General features: G+C 40.3%; 19 protein-coding genes and 2 pseudogenes. 7 read left to right on the top strand and 14 right to left on the bottom strand.

Going from position 1 to position 15161, the window contains the following annotated elements; all coding sequences use genetic code 11:
* Positions 1-13: 13 nt before the first annotated feature.
* From K8P02_RS02525 to K8P02_RS02500, 6 genes and pseudogenes are all read right to left on the bottom strand, one after another.
* Positions 14-886, bottom strand: a complete 873-nt coding sequence (locus tag K8P02_RS02525; protein ID WP_002559727.1) for a pyridoxamine kinase — start codon at positions 884-886, stop codon at positions 14-16.
* 93 nt (positions 887-979) lie between these two features.
* Entirely contained in the window at positions 980-1558 is a 579-nt protein-coding gene (locus tag K8P02_RS02520) for a LutC/YkgG family protein (RefSeq protein ID WP_002559726.1), read from the bottom strand.
* Positions 1555-2940 (bottom strand): lactate utilization protein B, encoded by a 1386-nt coding sequence (locus K8P02_RS02515; RefSeq protein ID WP_025867419.1) that lies wholly within the window; start codon positions 2938-2940, stop codon positions 1555-1557. The genes K8P02_RS02520 and K8P02_RS02515 overlap by 4 nt, the downstream gene beginning before the upstream one ends.
* The gene (locus tag K8P02_RS02510; RefSeq protein ID WP_007484502.1) at positions 2937-3677 is read right to left on the bottom strand and encodes a (Fe-S)-binding protein; all 741 of its coding nucleotides are present in this window, start codon (positions 3675-3677) and stop codon (positions 2937-2939) included. The genes K8P02_RS02515 and K8P02_RS02510 overlap by 4 nt, the downstream gene beginning before the upstream one ends.
* A gap of 66 nt (positions 3678-3743) precedes the next feature.
* Positions 3744-4290: pseudogene (locus K8P02_RS02505) on the bottom strand (7-carboxy-7-deazaguanine synthase QueE).
* A complete protein-coding gene (locus K8P02_RS02500) occupies positions 4277-4609 on the bottom strand; it encodes a 6-pyruvoyl trahydropterin synthase family protein (RefSeq protein ID WP_002559722.1) in 333 nt (110 codons plus the stop codon). Before K8P02_RS02500 ends, K8P02_RS02505 begins: the two are co-directional and overlap by 14 nt.
* Positions 4610-4723: 114 nt before the next feature.
* Between K8P02_RS02500 and K8P02_RS02495 the strand changes: the two genes are divergently transcribed.
* Positions 4724-5086 carry a YbaN family protein gene (locus K8P02_RS02495; RefSeq protein WP_081504723.1) on the top strand — a complete coding sequence of 121 codons (363 nt, stop codon included), beginning with the start codon at positions 4724-4726 and terminating at the stop codon, positions 5084-5086.
* Here K8P02_RS02495 and K8P02_RS02490 read toward each other — a convergent pair.
* Positions 5053-5619 (bottom strand): 5'-methylthioadenosine/S-adenosylhomocysteine nucleosidase family protein, encoded by a 567-nt coding sequence (locus K8P02_RS02490; protein ID WP_007484500.1) that lies wholly within the window; start codon positions 5617-5619, stop codon positions 5053-5055. The two genes, K8P02_RS02495 and K8P02_RS02490, sit on opposite strands and share 34 nt — an antisense overlap.
* Before the next feature lie 30 nt (positions 5620-5649).
* A pseudogene (locus K8P02_RS02485) lies at positions 5650-5862 on the bottom strand (TIGR04076 family protein); the annotation flags it as partial.
* Positions 5863-6323: 461 nt separating this feature from the next.
* Here K8P02_RS02485 and K8P02_RS02480 point away from each other — a divergent pair.
* Both K8P02_RS02480 and K8P02_RS02475 read left to right on the top strand, forming a co-directional pair.
* Positions 6324-6584 carry a hypothetical protein gene (locus K8P02_RS02480; RefSeq protein ID WP_025867418.1) on the top strand — a complete coding sequence of 87 codons (261 nt, stop codon included), beginning with the start codon at positions 6324-6326 and terminating at the stop codon, positions 6582-6584.
* Positions 6581-6898, top strand: coding sequence for a hypothetical protein (locus K8P02_RS02475; RefSeq protein ID WP_002559718.1), 318 nt, complete (start codon positions 6581-6583; stop codon positions 6896-6898). Before K8P02_RS02480 ends, K8P02_RS02475 begins: the two co-directional genes overlap by 4 nt.
* A 243-nt stretch (positions 6899-7141) precedes the next feature.
* Here the strand turns inward: K8P02_RS02475 and K8P02_RS02470 are convergent, their stop codons facing one another.
* The 4 genes from K8P02_RS02470 to K8P02_RS02455 are packed head-to-tail and all read right to left on the bottom strand — an operon-like array spanning position 7142 to position 9405.
* Positions 7142-7426, bottom strand: a complete 285-nt coding sequence (locus K8P02_RS02470; protein WP_002559717.1) for a winged helix-turn-helix domain-containing protein — start codon at positions 7424-7426, stop codon at positions 7142-7144.
* Positions 7419-8024: a hypothetical protein gene (locus K8P02_RS02465; protein ID WP_025867417.1), complete on the bottom strand. Its 606-nt coding sequence runs from the start codon at positions 8022-8024 to the stop codon at positions 7419-7421. The genes K8P02_RS02470 and K8P02_RS02465 overlap by 8 nt, the downstream gene beginning before the upstream one ends.
* 13 nt (positions 8025-8037) lie before the next feature.
* Positions 8038-8817, bottom strand: coding sequence for a hypothetical protein (locus tag K8P02_RS02460; protein WP_007484495.1), 780 nt, complete (start codon positions 8815-8817; stop codon positions 8038-8040).
* Positions 8818-8826: 9 nt separating this feature from the next.
* Positions 8827-9405: a hypothetical protein gene (locus K8P02_RS02455; RefSeq protein ID WP_007484493.1), complete on the bottom strand. Its 579-nt coding sequence runs from the start codon at positions 9403-9405 to the stop codon at positions 8827-8829.
* A 616-nt stretch (positions 9406-10021) separates the two neighbouring features.
* On the opposite strand from K8P02_RS02455, the gene K8P02_RS02450 reads away from it, so the two are divergent.
* From K8P02_RS02450 to K8P02_RS02435, 4 genes are all read left to right on the top strand, one after another.
* The gene (locus tag K8P02_RS02450) at positions 10022-10315 is read left to right on the top strand and encodes a hypothetical protein (RefSeq protein WP_002559713.1); all 294 of its coding nucleotides are present in this window, start codon (positions 10022-10024) and stop codon (positions 10313-10315) included.
* Between the two features lie 12 nt (positions 10316-10327).
* On the top strand, positions 10328-10618 hold the full coding sequence (locus K8P02_RS02445) for a cell division protein ZapA (protein ID WP_002559712.1): 291 nt from the start codon (positions 10328-10330) through the stop codon (positions 10616-10618).
* Between the two features lie 112 nt (positions 10619-10730).
* A complete protein-coding gene (gene rny, locus K8P02_RS02440; protein WP_002559711.1) occupies positions 10731-12266 on the top strand; it encodes a ribonuclease Y in 1536 nt (511 codons plus the stop codon).
* Positions 12267-12337: 71 nt separating this feature from the next.
* Entirely contained in the window at positions 12338-13087 is a 750-nt protein-coding gene (locus K8P02_RS02435; RefSeq protein ID WP_025867414.1) for a copper homeostasis protein CutC, read from the top strand.
* 122 nt (positions 13088-13209) lie between these two features.
* Here the strand turns inward: K8P02_RS02435 and K8P02_RS02430 are convergent, their stop codons facing one another.
* Both K8P02_RS02430 and K8P02_RS02425 read right to left on the bottom strand, forming a co-directional pair.
* The gene (locus K8P02_RS02430) at positions 13210-14424 is read right to left on the bottom strand and encodes a sodium ion-translocating decarboxylase subunit beta (RefSeq protein WP_002559709.1); all 1215 of its coding nucleotides are present in this window, start codon (positions 14422-14424) and stop codon (positions 13210-13212) included.
* A gap of 15 nt (positions 14425-14439) precedes the next feature.
* Complete coding sequence (locus tag K8P02_RS02425) at positions 14440-14874, bottom strand: hypothetical protein (protein WP_025867413.1); 435 nt, start codon at positions 14872-14874, stop codon at positions 14440-14442.
* Positions 14875-15161: the final 287 nt, after the last annotated feature.

Raw genomic sequence — 15161 nt, 5'->3', positions numbered from 1 at the left:
ATCTACTTCCTTGTCAAATAAGCTCGTAACTACTACTCTGGATAGGCATATCAAGATTATGTAATACCTTTTCCAGAAGAATGCCTTCCCGATTATCGTACTCGTAACCAAATGTAGCACGGATACCCTGAAGGATAAATTGCGTAGCACGATCAAGAGCAATAGGCAGGCTGTCACCTTGTAATAAAGCTCCGGTAATAACACTGGTGAAAGTATCTCCCGTTCCCGGATAATGGGCTGGTAGATAAGGACAGGTTATTTTCCAAAAACGATTCCCGGAACGATTATAGGCATATACAGACGTCTTATGGATATCATTCAGCACAGGGACGCTCGTAATAATAACTACCTCCGGTCCCTGATCTGAAAGTTGACGGAGATAAAATTTCAGCTCTTCATCTGTATTCTGTTCTTTATATGGTAAGTCGAGTAAATAAAATAATTCAGTAAGATTAGGAGTGATGACATCAGCTTTAGTTATCAGCTGGCGCATCTCCTTTATCATAGAATCATGAAAGTTAGCATACAGTTTACCATTGTCACCCAAAACAGGATCTACTACCACAAGACTTTCCGGTTGACGAAAATCGTCAATGAAGTCCGACACAATTTGTATCTGAAGCGGAGAGCCGAGATAGCCCGTATAAAAAGCATCAAACTGCATACCCAGTTTTTTCCATTCAGAAATAATCTTAGGCATCTCTTCCGTCAAATCAAGGAATGAGAAATTGGGATATTGCGTATGACTTGATAATACAGCCGTAGGCAACGGACATACCTGAAAACCCATAGACGAAAGAATGGGAATAACAATTGTAAGAGATACCCTTCCAACTCCCGAAAGGTCATGAACAGCAACTACTTTCTTTACTTTATTTGCATACATATATACTAATTTTTCAATGTGCTAATATGCCAATTGGCCAATTGGCCGCGCTATCAACAGACGATAAATCATCCCGCATGGCGTACTGGTACATTATTTAAGAATAACCAGTACATCTCTTGCCCCATGTGCTCCCATCACCAAAGCCTGCTCTATATCAGCTGTCTTGGAAGGACCGGAGATAAATGTACCGAATTCATATTTTTCATTTTTTACTATTTCATAAGCTTCATGCATATTGCTGACAATCCGGTTACGATCAAGAATTATCACCAATTTCTCTGCTATGAAGTAAAGAGCTTTATACTTTACTGTCTGGGGTATCCATACAGCAGCATTTTCAGCAACACCCAATTCTCCTGCTACTACGGCTACGTCCGTACCATCCAGATCTTGTGCACGATCTAATTCATCAGGATTGAATGTAGCACAAGTCACTTCATCTAAATCCGAAGCAATACGTGTAGCCTCAGGATAGGTCCGGCGGATGACAGCATTGACCTCTTCTTCCTTTCCCAGAAGCATCGCCTCACCACCTACTGCGCGAGTCATTTCACAAAATTCAGTTATCACATCAGGATAGACCGTTGTCTTTATTTGCCACTCCGGATAGTCAAAACGCTTTTGCGTATTCTTGCGAATATTGGCTAATATTTCTTCTCTACTACTCATTTCGTATCCTCCTTTCCTTGTACTTTATTCTTCTTCCACATCTCATTGAATGACTCACCGGCAAATTTCGGAAGTTCTCGCCCTTTCCCCCATGCATCGAGATCATTATACTTGATGAAACGTGGTAAATGATTGACCATCGGAGCTGCCCACAAAGCTGCATTAAACAACACAGGCCGATCCATCAATGCCTTCATTCCGCCAGACATGATCTTCTTTCCGGTATCTGCCTTTCCAATTTTATCGAGTATCTGACGCCATTTGTAAATTTGCTCGGCAAGGTCTACCTTTACCGGACAAACATCAGAACAAGACATACAGAGTGAACAGGCCGAAAGATTATCATAATACTTCTCCGGATTGTGTGCCATCCCCAAATTGATACCGATAGGACCGGGAATAAAATACGTATACGAATAACCACCGCTACGACGGTATACCGGACAGGTATTCATACAAGCACCACAACGAATACAGTTCAGTGTCTTGATATGATCGGGATGAGCAAGAATCTCACTACGTCCATTATCCACAATGATAATATGATATTCACCCCCTTCACGTGGTTTACGATAATGCGAAGTATAAGTAGTCACAGGCTGTCCGGTAGCCGAACGAGCCAATAACCGGGTAAATACTCCCAATGACTCCATATCAGGAACTATCTTTTCAAGACCGAATGCAGCAATATTCAGTGTAGGACAAGAGGTTCCCATATCGGCATTCCCCTCGTTAGTACACACCACAATGTCTCCGGTAGAAGCTACGGCAAAGTTGGCTCCTGTCATGGCAGCCTCTGCATTCAGAAATATATTCCGCAGATTCTTACGAGCAGCATGTGTCAGATAAGTAGGGTCAAAATTGCCTTTCTCCGTCCCCATCTCCTTCTCAAAGAGTTCACCTACCTGTTCACGTTTAATATGAATGGCAGGCAACACGATATGACTCGGTGGCAAATGCATCAATTGCAGAATACGTTCACCAAGATCGGATTCCACAACATCAATACCTCTCTCTATAAGGAAAGGGTTGAGTTCGCACTCTTCGGCAAGCATGGATTTGCTTTTCACAAAACGGTGTACCCCATGACTATTAAGAATCTCATAAACAATAGCACAGTATTCATCGGCATCTTTCGCCCAATGAACGATAGCACCATTGGCAGTCGCATTCTTCTCAAACTCTACCAGAAGCTCGTCAAGGTGGCTGTTAGAATAAAGTTTCAGCTCACATGCCTTTTCCCGCAAATCTTCCCACTCGGGGACCTCTTTGCTCATTTTATCTCGTTTGGCACGAACCATCCAAAGGGTTTCATTGTGCCATGCTGCCATTACAAGATTCTCTAAGAATTTCTCGGCAGCCTTTGCATGTTTGGTACTCATAATTGCGACGCTAAGATTTCTACTATGTGAATGATTTTGACAGGCAGTTTATCACGTTCGATAACGCCTTGCATATGCATCAGACAAGAACTATCGGCTCCGGTGATGTATTCCGCTCCGGTTTCCATATGGTGTCTTATCTTATCACGACCCATACAGACAGATACGGCCTGTTCTTCGACAGCAAACATACCACCGAAACCACAGCATTCATCTACATGACTGGGCTCAAAGATTTCTATTCCTTCAACCAGCTGAAGGAGGTCGCGCAGTTTATTAAAGTAAGGAATATTCAGCTCGCTCGGAGCAGATAACATGAGTTCGCGCACACCGTGACAACTATTATGGATACTCACTTTATGCGGAAAACGGGCTTTCAGTTTTTCGGGCTTAATCACATCATGAATAAAAGCACAAAGATCATAAATCTTGCCAGCACTTTCGCATTGATGCCCTTCCTTAGCCAAGATACCCGGATGATTCAATTTGACAAAAGCCACACAACTCCCGGAAGGGCCCACAATGTAATCGTACTGTTTAAACAAGTCATCGAAACGAAGCGCCAGTTTAGAGGCTTCGTCCTCAAACCCCGCATTTGCCATCGGTTGCCCACAGCATGTCTGATCTAACGGATAATCAACATCTACCCCTAAACTCTTCAGAAGTTTATACGATGCTACCCCCACATCAGGATAAATAGCATTGATGTAGCAAGGAATAAATAAACCTACTTTCATAATTAGTTAGTTATTAGTTATGAGCTATGAGTTACGAGTTACGAGTCAGTAACTTGTAACTCATGGCTACTGAATATCTATCAGTTTGTGCGTTTGCAGGCTTAGTCTCCATTTGGGAATGTCGCATCACGCAGTCCACCGTCAATGCGGTGTTACTACAAGAACAAGGTTGGAGGAAAAAATGTTCGGCGGGAAGCAACTCATAAACGTCAATATTTTGTCCTTCATAGACAACTTTCACTTCATCTATCTTGTTTAAGCTTAATTTTACACCCTGCTTGGGCGAACAGGTTATCCAGTCGATAGAAGCCGGCAACGGACGAGTACCATTCGTTTCAATACAAACGTACTTCCCTGCCTGATGTAAAAGATCAATAAAATTATCATCAATCCACAGAGAGGGTTCACCTCCAGTAAGTATCACCATAACAGCTGGATATTTTTTCACTTCAGCTATAATTTCTTCATCCGTCATCATCGTACCTTCTTCATGACGGGTGTCACAAAAGCTACACTTCAAATTGCATCCCGAGAAACGGACAAAAACAGCAGGGGTACCTGTATGATACCCCTCACCTTGCAGACTATAAAAAATTTCGTTAATCTTTCTCATAGATAGCCGTGTTTGATTCAGACTCCTGTACTTCTACTTTGAAACAATGCGGGACTTGTTCACAAACCCAACGGGCTATATTCTCAGCAGTAGTATTAAAAGGAAGCACTTCATTCAGATTCTGGTGATCCAGCTTTTCTTTTACAGCCTTCTTGATATGGCTAAAATCCACTACCATCCCATCGGCATTGAGTTCCGCAGAACGGCAGTAGACTGTGATAACCCAATTGTGACCATGAAGATTTTCACATTTACTACTATATGAAAGGTTCAGGCTATGTGCAGCCGACACTTCCAGGCGTTTAATTACTGTATACATCGTCATATATATTTAAAAAGTCCTGCATCTAATGTCACCTCGATGCAAGGGCAAAGGTAATACAAAATCATATTTCCATTCTGCAAACATCGTTATTTTTTCTACATTTGCAGAATGAAAACTATCTGTATCATTTTAGGAACTGTATCATTGGCACTGGGCGTTCTGGGTATCTTTCTACCACTACTCCCTACAACCCCTTTCCTGTTACTTACTGCCGCACTCTATTTCAAAGGGTCGCCACGCTTGTATCAATGGTTACTGAATCAGAAACACCTCGGCCCTTATATTCGTAATTTTCGCGAAAACAAAGCAATACCGTTACGGGCAAAAATCATCTCATTACTACTAATGTGGGGCACTATGCTTTATTGCATCTTTTTCCTCATCCCATTGGTATGGGTTAAGATACTACTATTTCTGATTGCTTCAGGAGTTACCTATCATATACTTTCTTTCAAAACATTGAAGAAATGAGATAATCCGGTACGGGCATCAGCCAGTTTGTCTTCCCAATGTTTTACAGAGTTCTGCCCAATCACGTCCGATACAAATTTCACTGAAATAAAAGGAATCTCTTTGGAAGTACAAACAAACGCCTGCGCATAGGCTTCCATATCAACCACATCTCCTTCAATATCGGTCAATTCGGTAAGGAAGCTATCACCGGTATTACAGGTAGCCGATTCAGTCCAATGCCGACAGAAACCTTTCTGTTCAAGCAATGCAGAGGTATCCAACTCATAACTTAATCCCAATCCTGCAAGTTTATGCATATCCCTGTCGATGAAATGACGGCAAACAAATACATCTCCTACCCGATGATTGATTGTCCCTGCTGTACCCATATTTATCACAATATCCGGCTCTACCTGACGAATTGCTTCGGCCAGATGAAAAGCTGCTTTTACTTTACCAATACCGGTACGCACATAATACACTTCCACATCGGGCCATTTAATCTCTGCAAATTCGCCTTGTACGGCGTAGGTTACTAATATTTTCAACATATACTATATTTATTTTCTCTATTTTGTCACATAAAAGATACCGGAACCATGTGCTAAAGCAAATACATACTGATAAATAGCTTTCCACGCCTCATCACAAAAACCTTCGGGCTTAGCATAATCCGCATAAAACACTTGCCCTTCTCTCATCATCGGGCATTTTGTGAAATCCGGACCGGCATATTCTTTAGCCAGTTCTTCATTAAGAGTTGTTTTTAAAATTGTTATCTTACAACGTTTCATATTTGTTCTCGTTTACTATCGTATTCAATGAAAGAAAACAGCTCGTTATTTTCACAAAGATAGTGAAAATAAATTTCTTATTTTGATAATAATAATTTTATCAACCCAAAACAAACACTATAAGCAAAAATAATTTAGAGTACATCGGATAGCTGATATGATCATTCTTTTTATTGAAATCCCGGAATAAATACTCCATCTTATTGCAATATATTTTCTTTTCGCTATATTTGCAGTGATACTTAAATAGAGTATCATTTTTATTCAGTTTAGTGTTCACCTAAAAGCTGCAATTTTTAAATGAATACACCTGAACTGAACAGGGATACGTATGTTGTTTTACAACGATATGCGCACCCGTTCAGTATAAGTGTATTCGGGTTGTTTGCAGCACCCTAGGTGGACTATATTGGATTGGGTGCGTTTTTTATGCCCCAATTAAAATTTAAAAAGAAATATATATGGGGCACACTTTTTATTTATCCGAAGAAAGATTCTACGTTGTTGGTACAATTGCTACACTATTGTTCACCCTACTACTCACCATTATTGCCTTCATGTGGATACGCATAGAGCAACAAAAGGAAATTATTTCAAACCTACACATAAAAATATCAAAAATGGAACGTTCCAGATTAACAGACAAAGACGCAGTTCGTACCATGTGTTGGAAAGAATTATTCGAAAGAATAGACAACTCTCAGAAACAAACAAAGCCATGAAAAAAAGAATTTTTGATGATGAATACCCATGCCCCTGCTCTGTAAAAAAAGACATGGAAACTTCTGAGGACGTCTATATCTTTTTAGAAAATTTCTATGAAGGATTAGATACTTTTGACTGGGACAGATTCGGCCTTGCAGATTTAGAATGTGCATATTGTCTGTTACAATTCGCTACTAAGCTTGCAGAATCTGACAGACCCAAATATAATAGGAATAAAATATCTATTCTAACAAATGCAAAAAATAATATTACAGAAAAATTTCTGGAACTAATACTTGAACGTATTCGTCTATTTATGAAGAACAGATAAAAAAGAAATCAATTCACCACAGAGTAACACTGAGGTTCATGAACTTTTATTACCTGATTGAGACACAAATTAGCACAGATTTTCGCAAAGAAAAACAAGTATAAATAAAGAATGACAGGATTTTAATCTGCGCCATTCGCGTTAATCTGCGTTTTATCCGGATAATAAAGCTCTATGAAACTCTGTGTGGTGAAACAAATTCAAAGGTGATCAAATCTGCATTTCAATCAACTATATCTGAACTTATTTTATAATATAGCTCTTCAACGCCTCTACATACTCTTCAAAAGCATCGACCCCTTGCGGCGTAATTTTACAGATAGTACACGGCATCTTTCCCTTAAAAGTCTTTGTCACTTCCACATAACCCGCTTTGTTCAGTTTATCAATCTGCACACTCAGATTCCCTGCCGTAGCTCCTGTCTGCTGACGGATATAGACAAAGTCCGCTTCCTCTACAGAAATAAGCAACGACATCACCGCCAGGCGAAGTTCGGAATGGAGTAACGGATTCAGTTCTTTAAACATTGTTTCTCTTTGCTTTATGATTGACAATATGTCCCGGAATGATCATCACCACTACAATAGCAAGGGCAAAAGCAAAAACCTGAGGTAAAGGACCTTCTACGATGGTGTTGATATTAAAAAGCATACCTAAAGAAATAGCGATACCAAAAGCGGCACAGTTATAGAATGACTTTTCCTGAATGGCAGAGCCTGTTATACCTGCACCAACGGATAACACAAGTAACAGCAGAGGTAATATAGCAATGTTGTTTCCATAATTCAAAGCCAACAGAGCAATAATGGCACAAGTTCCCCCCACTATTTGCCATACATTAGAAATCACTTTATCAACATAACTCATAGTTCTTTTCCCATCTCTCCGGGACATCCACCAGATATACAAACATCCTATTACCGGAATGACACTTCCAAGCCAGAACCAACTCTGACTTCCTGTGAAATAAAGTAATACAAAAATTGCAATAGAAACGGCAAGCGTTAAATACCCCCAGAACAAAAAGGAGTTACCACTTCCTACCACCAAACCTTTTTTACTATTTTGAATCATCTGTGCTATCAGCGCCAGGCTCTCTTGTTCATTCAATTTCTTATCTTCCATTTTTCTTAACTATTTATTTCAACCGTTTGCTACTCAACAATGCATATAAAGAAACAAGCAACAAAGGTAAATGATACATTCCTAAATAAAAACCCGCAGGGGAAGCAAATTGTCCCATATTATAAACTCCGATAATAAGCCCTACCATTGCTGTCACCCTGTAAGTAGTCATATTAATTCGAGGACGACATAACGTAAGCAATGTCAGAAACACAGGAGTCATTGGACAAAAAGCCAGCGATGCATAGCCCGAAAAGAGATAGGCCGGATTAAAATCCGGTTTCACATTCAACAAATCCATAGGAAACCATAAACAGAAAAAAGCTACAGGAATCAGCCATGCTGTTCTCCAATTGAGATTGGAGAAGTCATACTCATTCTCTCCCTTCCAGCAATCCCGAAACCAGACAAAAGCAACAAATGACATCATTACCAGATTGACCGTTACCACGCTGACTCCATATTTATTAGTAATGGCTATGCTCTGAATAACTGCATACAACAAATAACAGGCTCCCACATAAGCCGAGAAAAAACGCCCGATTCTATTTCTAAAAAACAGTAAGGCTACAATCAATGCAAGTGCCATCCACTGAAATATAAAGGAATAAGGATAAAAGCGGTTTATCAAAGCATGTCCCAGTGTAGTGAAGATAATCTGCCCCATCTCTTCAAAGCGAAAACCTTTAGTAGCCACCGGCATTAATACAAACTGTAAAACTATCAGCACCAGGAAGAATTTCCAAGAAGTACAAAAACGCTCGAAACGTGTCGAAGTATCTTTCATAATCATTTCCCCTTCTTATTTCTTTATATTTGCACTGTAATTTATCATATGTCCGGGAATAATCATCATAAAGATGAAAGCAGGAGCAAAAGCAAGTATCTGATTTACACCGGTTACCCAAATACATCCCAAAGAAGATAGCACTCCCAGCAAACCACCTATCAGTGCTATTTTAGAGTGTATCACCATTCCAGTCAATATCACTCCCATTCCCATAAGCAAAAGAATAATAAACAAAATAGGAAGAGGATAGGCAATAGAAACACATGATACCAAAAAACCAGCACTCCCAAATACAATCCAGATATAGTTTACAACCCGATCTATATAAGTCTTTACAGGCGATTCATTCTTTCTAGTCACCCAAAGAGTGCCAGGAAATCCGATAGCCGGCAAAAGAAACCATAAATATTGCCACTCATACTTTCCGGTCGACGCAACCATATACCATACCAGTAATGAAATAATCACTGTTCCATACCCCCATATCAAAAAAGGAGTACCACCGTCCTTTTCAACTCTTGTCCGCGTGTTTTGAATCATTTGAGAAATAAGTTCTAAACTTTCTTTCTCATTCAGTTTCTTGTTTTCCATATATCTTATGTCCTTTAAATTATTCGACTACCTGTTGTACTCAAAACTATAATATAAGGCTACGATAACCATAGCACACCAAACTCCCAATATTTTCAAAATAATGTCTTCCATTGTATTTTCTGATTTAATAAACGAATTAAATACATTGCATCAAAGATTTAAATCCGATGCAAATATAAGTAGTTTATTTTATAAACCAAATTATTTAATAAATTAATTTATAGAAATATTTAATTCAAATTCAGTAACAATAAAGAGGTCAATTAAGTACAGGTTTAAACTACACCCAACAACATACTCTATCAGCAACTATATACCAATTTGTTAGAGGCATAACTCTTGTAGTAAGAAAGCAAAACATCCGGATGTTTTATACAATAACATGGGGATGTTTTCAGCAAGAACATCCGGGTGTTTTGATAGTAAACTTCAGAAGTTAATGATAGCAGGATATAAAGAAAGAACCACTAAAAAGTATGCACCCTGTCTCTACTTAACTCCGATAGTAAACATCCATCTAATAGTTATTTTCAGCCCAAACGACTAATTTCTGCGGAAAAGTTTTTGTAATCTCAGACTTAATTGTATTTTTGTGTACAATTTTGGTGTAGTAATGACAGAAGAAGCAAAAAAGCTATTAAGTACCTTTGAAGCGAGACTACGGCATTTAATCTATCTTCACGATGAATTAAAGCGTGAAAATGCTGAACTTAAGCAACTTCTCGAAGAGGAGAAGAAAGAAAACGAAAGGATACTGGCTGAATATAAAGAATTGGAAAGAAGCTACACGAACCTAAAAACAGCTACGGCAATCAGCCTTAACGGCAGCGATGTAAAAGAGACAAAGCTGCGATTGTCCAAATTAGTGCGTGAAGTCGACAAATGCATCGCTCTGTTGAATGAATAAAAGAAGAGGTGTATGAACGATAAAATAAAGATAAACCTGCAAATTGCAGACTCATATTATCCTATCACAATCAACCGTGACGAGGAAGAATTGATGAGAGAAGCAGCCAAACAGGTAAATATCAAGCTCAATGCTTATCGGGAGCATTACAAAAGCCTGGAACCTGAGAAATTAATAGCTATGGTAGCCTATCAGTTTTCACAGGAGAATCTAAAACTAAGGCAACGTAACGATACCGGTCCGTATACAGAGAAGATAGAAGAATTGACGGAAATGCTCGAAGAGTATTTCAAGGGCGAGTGAAAACACGTCCTATCAACAAATTTATAGAAAACCCACGCACTGCAAGATACTCGGGAGAAAGAATTTCCTCGTATTTGCGGTGCGTTTTTATTTATACTTAAATTAAATTACAATGTTAGTAACAATAGTAGCATCCATTGCTTGCTTCATCGTAGGTGGCATATTGTCATACGTATTATTCCGATACGGACTAAAGGCCAAATACGATAACGTCTTGAAAGAGGCGGAAACCGAAGCGGAAGTGATAAAGAAAAACAAATTGCTGGAAGTTAAGGAGAAATTCCTCAACAAAAAAGCAGATCTGGAAAAAGAAGTAGCGCAACGTAATCAAAAGATTCAGCAGGCTGAAAATAAATTGAAACAGCGCGAAATGGTATTGAGCCAGCGTCAGGAAGAGATTCAGCGCAAGAAAGCAGAAGCTGACGCCGTAAGAGAAAATCTGGAAGCCCAACTGGGAATTGTTGATAAGAAGAAAGAAGAACTGGACAAACTGCAACATCAGGAGATAGAAAAGCTGGAAGCACTTTCCGGTTTGTCTGCCGAAGAAGCAAAAGAACGCTTGGTAGAATCTTTGAAAGAAGAGGCCAAAACACAGGCGCAGTCCTACATCAATGATATCATGGACGATGCCAAGCTGACAGCCAGTAAAGAAGCAAAACGCATTGTGATACAGTCTATTCAAAGGGTAGCTACGGAAACAGCCATTGAGAACTCTGTAACCGTATTCCACATTGAATCTGACGAAATCAAAGGACGTATTATCGGTCGTGAAGGACGTAATATCCGTGCACTGGAAGCTGCTACAGGTGTAGAAATCGTAGTAGATGACACTCCGGAAGCAATCGTTCTTTCTGCATTTGACCCCGTACGTCGTGAGATAGCCCGTCTGGCTTTGCACCAGTTGGTAACCGACGGACGTATCCACCCTGCACGTATTGAAGAGGTAGTATCCAAAGTACGCAAACAGGTTGAAGAAGAAATCATCGAAACCGGTAAACGTACCACTATTGACCTCGGTATCCACGGATTACATCCGGAATTGATCCGTATCATCGGTAAGATGAAATACCGCTCTTCTTATGGTCAGAACTTGCTGCAACACGCTCGCGAAACTGCGAATCTCTGTGCTGTAATGGCATCGGAACTGGGCTTGAACCCTAAAAAAGCAAAACGTGCCGGATTGTTGCACGATATTGGTAAAGTGCCTGATGAAGAACCAGAATTGCCGCACGCATTACTTGGTATGAAGTTAGCCGAGAAATTCAAAGAGAAACCGGATATCTGCAATGCTATCGGTGCTCACCATGACGAAACGGAAATGACAAGCTTGCTCGCTCCGATCGTACAGGTATGTGATGCTATCTCCGGTGCACGTCCGGGAGCACGCCGCGAAATAGTAGAAGCGTATATCAAACGTCTCAACGACCTGGAGCAATTGGCTATGGCTTATCCGGGAGTAACAAAGACTTATGCCATCCAGGCGGGACGCGAACTCCGCGTTATCGTAGGTGCAGATAAGATTGACGATAAGCAAACAGAAAGCCTGTCGGGTGAAATTGCGAAGAAGATACAGGATGAGATGACTTATCCAGGACAGGTGAAGATTACCGTAATCCGTGAAACACGTGCGGTTAGCTTTGCTAAATAAAAAAACGAATAAAGAAGAATATCAAGATAAGGGCGAAGCAATTCGCCCTTTTTTAATAACGTTTTCCTGCTATGAGAAAGTATAAATTCGAGATATGTACCAACTCGGTAGAGAGTTGCCTGGCTGCACAGCAAGGTGGGGCAGATCGTGTAGAACTGTGTGCCGGCATACCGGAAGGAGGAACAACGCCTTCGCATGGTGAAATTGTTGTTGCACGGGAATTGTTACATATCAAACTCCATGTAATAATCCGCCCCCGGGGAGGTGATTTTCTCTATTCACCCTTAGAGATAAAAACGATGTTAAGGGATATAGAAATAGCAAAGAAAGCAGGTGCAGACGGTGTTGTATTGGGCTGTCTGACACCAGACGGAGAAGTTGACATGCCTCTAATGAAGGAGTTGGTAGCAGCTGCTGACGGGTTATCGGTTACCTTTCACCGGGCTTTCGATGTATGCCGTAATCCACAGAAGGCATTGGAAGAGATTATAGAATCAGGCTGTAACCGCATACTGACTTCCGGACAACAAGCAACCGCAGAAGCCGGGATTCCTTTATTAAAAGAACTCCAGAGACAAGCTGCCGGACGGATCATCCTACTTGCCGGCTGTGGTGTAAACGAAAAAAACATAGCACGTATTGCCTCAGAAACAGGAATTGAAGAATTCCACTTCTCTGCACGGGAAACAGTGATAAGTGACATGCAATACCGAAATCCTGCCGTTTCAATGGGAGGAACAGTACAAATTGACGAATACACCAAACAGATAACTACGGCAGAAAGGGTGGAAAAGACGATAAAAGCAGTGATTAGTGATTAGTGATAAGCGATTAGTACCATGCGGCAATACGATGGCGCAGTTTACTTATCACTACTCGCTTATCACTAATCACTAACTACTAATCACTTATCACTAATCACTTATCACTAACCCCCCCCATCTTACAAGTATGGTATAATCGTTATATAGATACCAGTTATGATAGCAGAGGTGATGACGCCGGAGATATTGGCTCCTAAAGCATCACCAAGAATAAAAGAGTTAGGATTGTCTTTACTAACTATCTTCTGTGCTACTTTTGCAGTTGTCGGCACACAGCTAACAGCAGCAATACCAATCACCGGATTATAATTGCCCTTTTTGATAAAGTACATAACATACCCTCCCAAGATGCCTCCAATACCAGAGAAAAGCAGGGCGATAACACCTAAAACCAGTAATTTCAGGATTTTTGGATCAAGTAGCAAATGGGCATCACAAAGTACTCCCAGTAACAATCCAAGCATAAAAGTAGAACCATACAGTAACGGGCCACTCACAAAGTCATAAATATGCTTCATCCCGGACTCACGCACAGCCACACCTATAAATAAAGAGAAAAACAAAGGTGATGCTACCGGAAATAAGAAGCACAACACTGCGCACAGAATAGCAGAGAAAGCCAGTTTTACTTTTGCATCGTAATTTTTAGGGGCCTTCTTTGTAGTCATCTTAATAGCACGCAGACGTTTGGGAACCATTAGTTTTACTAAATAAGGATATCCACCATACGTCAACCCCAAATAGAGATATGCTACTACTGTGATAGGAACAAACAGATGCTTTGCCAGTGCCAGTGAAGTAAAGAGCACCATTGGTCCGTCTGCTCCGCCAACCATAGCCACCGAAGCACTCTCCTTAAGTGTCAATCCCAAAGCAGAAGCAATAGGAACGGTTAAAAAAGTACCCAGTTCGGCACACAATGCCAAAAATATACTTGCAAATGGTTTCTGGAGCAGAAAACCTACATCAAGCAACGTACCGATACCCATAAACACAAAACAGGCTATCAATCCATTACTGAAAGTCAATGTATAAACCGGTTGTAAGAAATCAATCTGCATGGTATTCATCAACTCATCTGTATCAGAAAGCATCGGATCGAGAAATAAGTTTCCCAATGTACCGTCCGGCATTATCAGCGTACCACAGTTGATGGCTATCATTCCCAATCCCATCGGTATCATTACCATCGGTTCCAGCACACCTTTCCAGCCCAGATAAATAAGCAGAAACCCTAAAGCGACAAGAAACACACGGGCACTTGCGAGCAGCCAGCCACTCTCCATCATTGTTCCCACTCCCTGGAACAAGCTCATAAAGTCTATATTTTCCATGATATGATAAGTTTATTATTTGGTATTGGTAGATGATTTCTTACTGTTATCTTTATGCTGTTGGAGCATTTCTTCTCGTTTTTCAAGATAAACGATGTGGGTATCTTCAGGGTAATAATACTCCAACAGATTATCATCGGATGTACCCGGACTTACCCCATGATAATATCCGTGGTAACGAATGATATCCCGATTAATACCACGACTGTAATCTTCCCGTTTATCGCCCGAACCATCCTGTTCAGCTATGGCATTATGCCATAACAAACGTTCCACATTCTGACGTACTTTCTTTAAACGCCGTAATCGTTGAAGTTCTACCTGATGAGAACTATAGAAATCGAGTGAATCGGCTGCACTTGCAATAAGTTTTATCACTGCAGCTACGAAAAAGCCTATGACGAACGTAAGTCCCATCATGGCAAAAGTGGCTAATAATAATTTTAACATAGCAATATATTTTAAGTTATTAGTTCGTTTCAAAGTAAAGAAGAGGCGCCCAATGGTAAACTATTATTTAGACACACATGAAATTCTTTTAATTCCATTGGGCTTTCCTCATTCATCCATATAAGGCCAATCGGCTGATGCATCTGCCTGAATCACTTCGGTTACATCTTGTCCTTATATGATGCTTATCCCGTTATCACAACGAAACTACAATATCTTTTCCCCGGATATCAATTAATACTCGGGAGGTATATCCATTTTTTATCTATGGACATACTCCTATTTTC

The organism is Bacteroides nordii (assembly GCF_019930665.1).
In the GTDB taxonomy this organism is placed as follows: Bacteria; Bacteroidota; Bacteroidia; order Bacteroidales; family Bacteroidaceae; genus Bacteroides; species Bacteroides nordii.
Note: the sequence above shows the minus strand (reverse complement) of the source record. Positions and strands in the feature narration are given on the sequence as shown.

What these genes read in the sequence shown, in the direction of transcription:
- K8P02_RS02515 (WP_025867419.1), bottom strand. Translation starts at nt 2,940, where the DNA reads ATGAGTACCAAACATGCAAAGGCTGCCGAGAAATTCTTAGAGAATCTT.
- K8P02_RS02425 (WP_025867413.1), bottom strand. Translation starts at nt 14,874, where the DNA reads ATGTTAAAATTATTATTAGCCACTTTTGCCATGATGGGACTTACGTTC.
- K8P02_RS02520 (WP_002559726.1), bottom strand. Translation starts at nt 1,558, where the DNA reads ATGAGTAGTAGAGAAGAAATATTAGCCAATATTCGCAAGAATACGCAA.
- rny (WP_002559711.1), top strand. Translation starts at nt 10,731, where the DNA reads ATGTTAGTAACAATAGTAGCATCCATTGCTTGCTTCATCGTAGGTGGC.
- K8P02_RS02470 (WP_002559717.1), bottom strand. Translation starts at nt 7,426, where the DNA reads ATGTTTAAAGAACTGAATCCGTTACTCCATTCCGAACTTCGCCTGGCG.
- K8P02_RS02475 (WP_002559718.1), top strand. Translation starts at nt 6,581, where the DNA reads ATGAAAAAAAGAATTTTTGATGATGAATACCCATGCCCCTGCTCTGTA.
- K8P02_RS02525 (WP_002559727.1), bottom strand. Translation starts at nt 886, where the DNA reads ATGTATGCAAATAAAGTAAAGAAAGTAGTTGCTGTTCATGACCTTTCG.
- K8P02_RS02465 (WP_025867417.1), bottom strand. Translation starts at nt 8,024, where the DNA reads ATGGAAGATAAGAAATTGAATGAACAAGAGAGCCTGGCGCTGATAGCA.
- K8P02_RS02500 (WP_002559722.1), bottom strand. Translation starts at nt 4,609, where the DNA reads ATGTATACAGTAATTAAACGCCTGGAAGTGTCGGCTGCACATAGCCTG.
- K8P02_RS02445 (WP_002559712.1), top strand. Translation starts at nt 10,328, where the DNA reads ATGAACGATAAAATAAAGATAAACCTGCAAATTGCAGACTCATATTAT.
- K8P02_RS02510 (WP_007484502.1), bottom strand. Translation starts at nt 3,677, where the DNA reads ATGAAAGTAGGTTTATTTATTCCTTGCTACATCAATGCTATTTATCCT.
- K8P02_RS02460 (WP_007484495.1), bottom strand. Translation starts at nt 8,817, where the DNA reads ATGATTATGAAAGATACTTCGACACGTTTCGAGCGTTTTTGTACTTCT.
- K8P02_RS02480 (WP_025867418.1), top strand. Translation starts at nt 6,324, where the DNA reads ATGGGGCACACTTTTTATTTATCCGAAGAAAGATTCTACGTTGTTGGT.
- K8P02_RS02455 (WP_007484493.1), bottom strand. Translation starts at nt 9,405, where the DNA reads ATGGAAAACAAGAAACTGAATGAGAAAGAAAGTTTAGAACTTATTTCT.
- K8P02_RS02495 (WP_081504723.1), top strand. Translation starts at nt 4,724, where the DNA reads ATGAAAACTATCTGTATCATTTTAGGAACTGTATCATTGGCACTGGGC.
- K8P02_RS02430 (WP_002559709.1), bottom strand. Translation starts at nt 14,424, where the DNA reads ATGGAAAATATAGACTTTATGAGCTTGTTCCAGGGAGTGGGAACAATG.
- K8P02_RS02490 (WP_007484500.1), bottom strand. Translation starts at nt 5,619, where the DNA reads ATGTTGAAAATATTAGTAACCTACGCCGTACAAGGCGAATTTGCAGAG.
- K8P02_RS02435 (WP_025867414.1), top strand. Translation starts at nt 12,338, where the DNA reads ATGAGAAAGTATAAATTCGAGATATGTACCAACTCGGTAGAGAGTTGC.
- K8P02_RS02450 (WP_002559713.1), top strand. Translation starts at nt 10,022, where the DNA reads ATGACAGAAGAAGCAAAAAAGCTATTAAGTACCTTTGAAGCGAGACTA.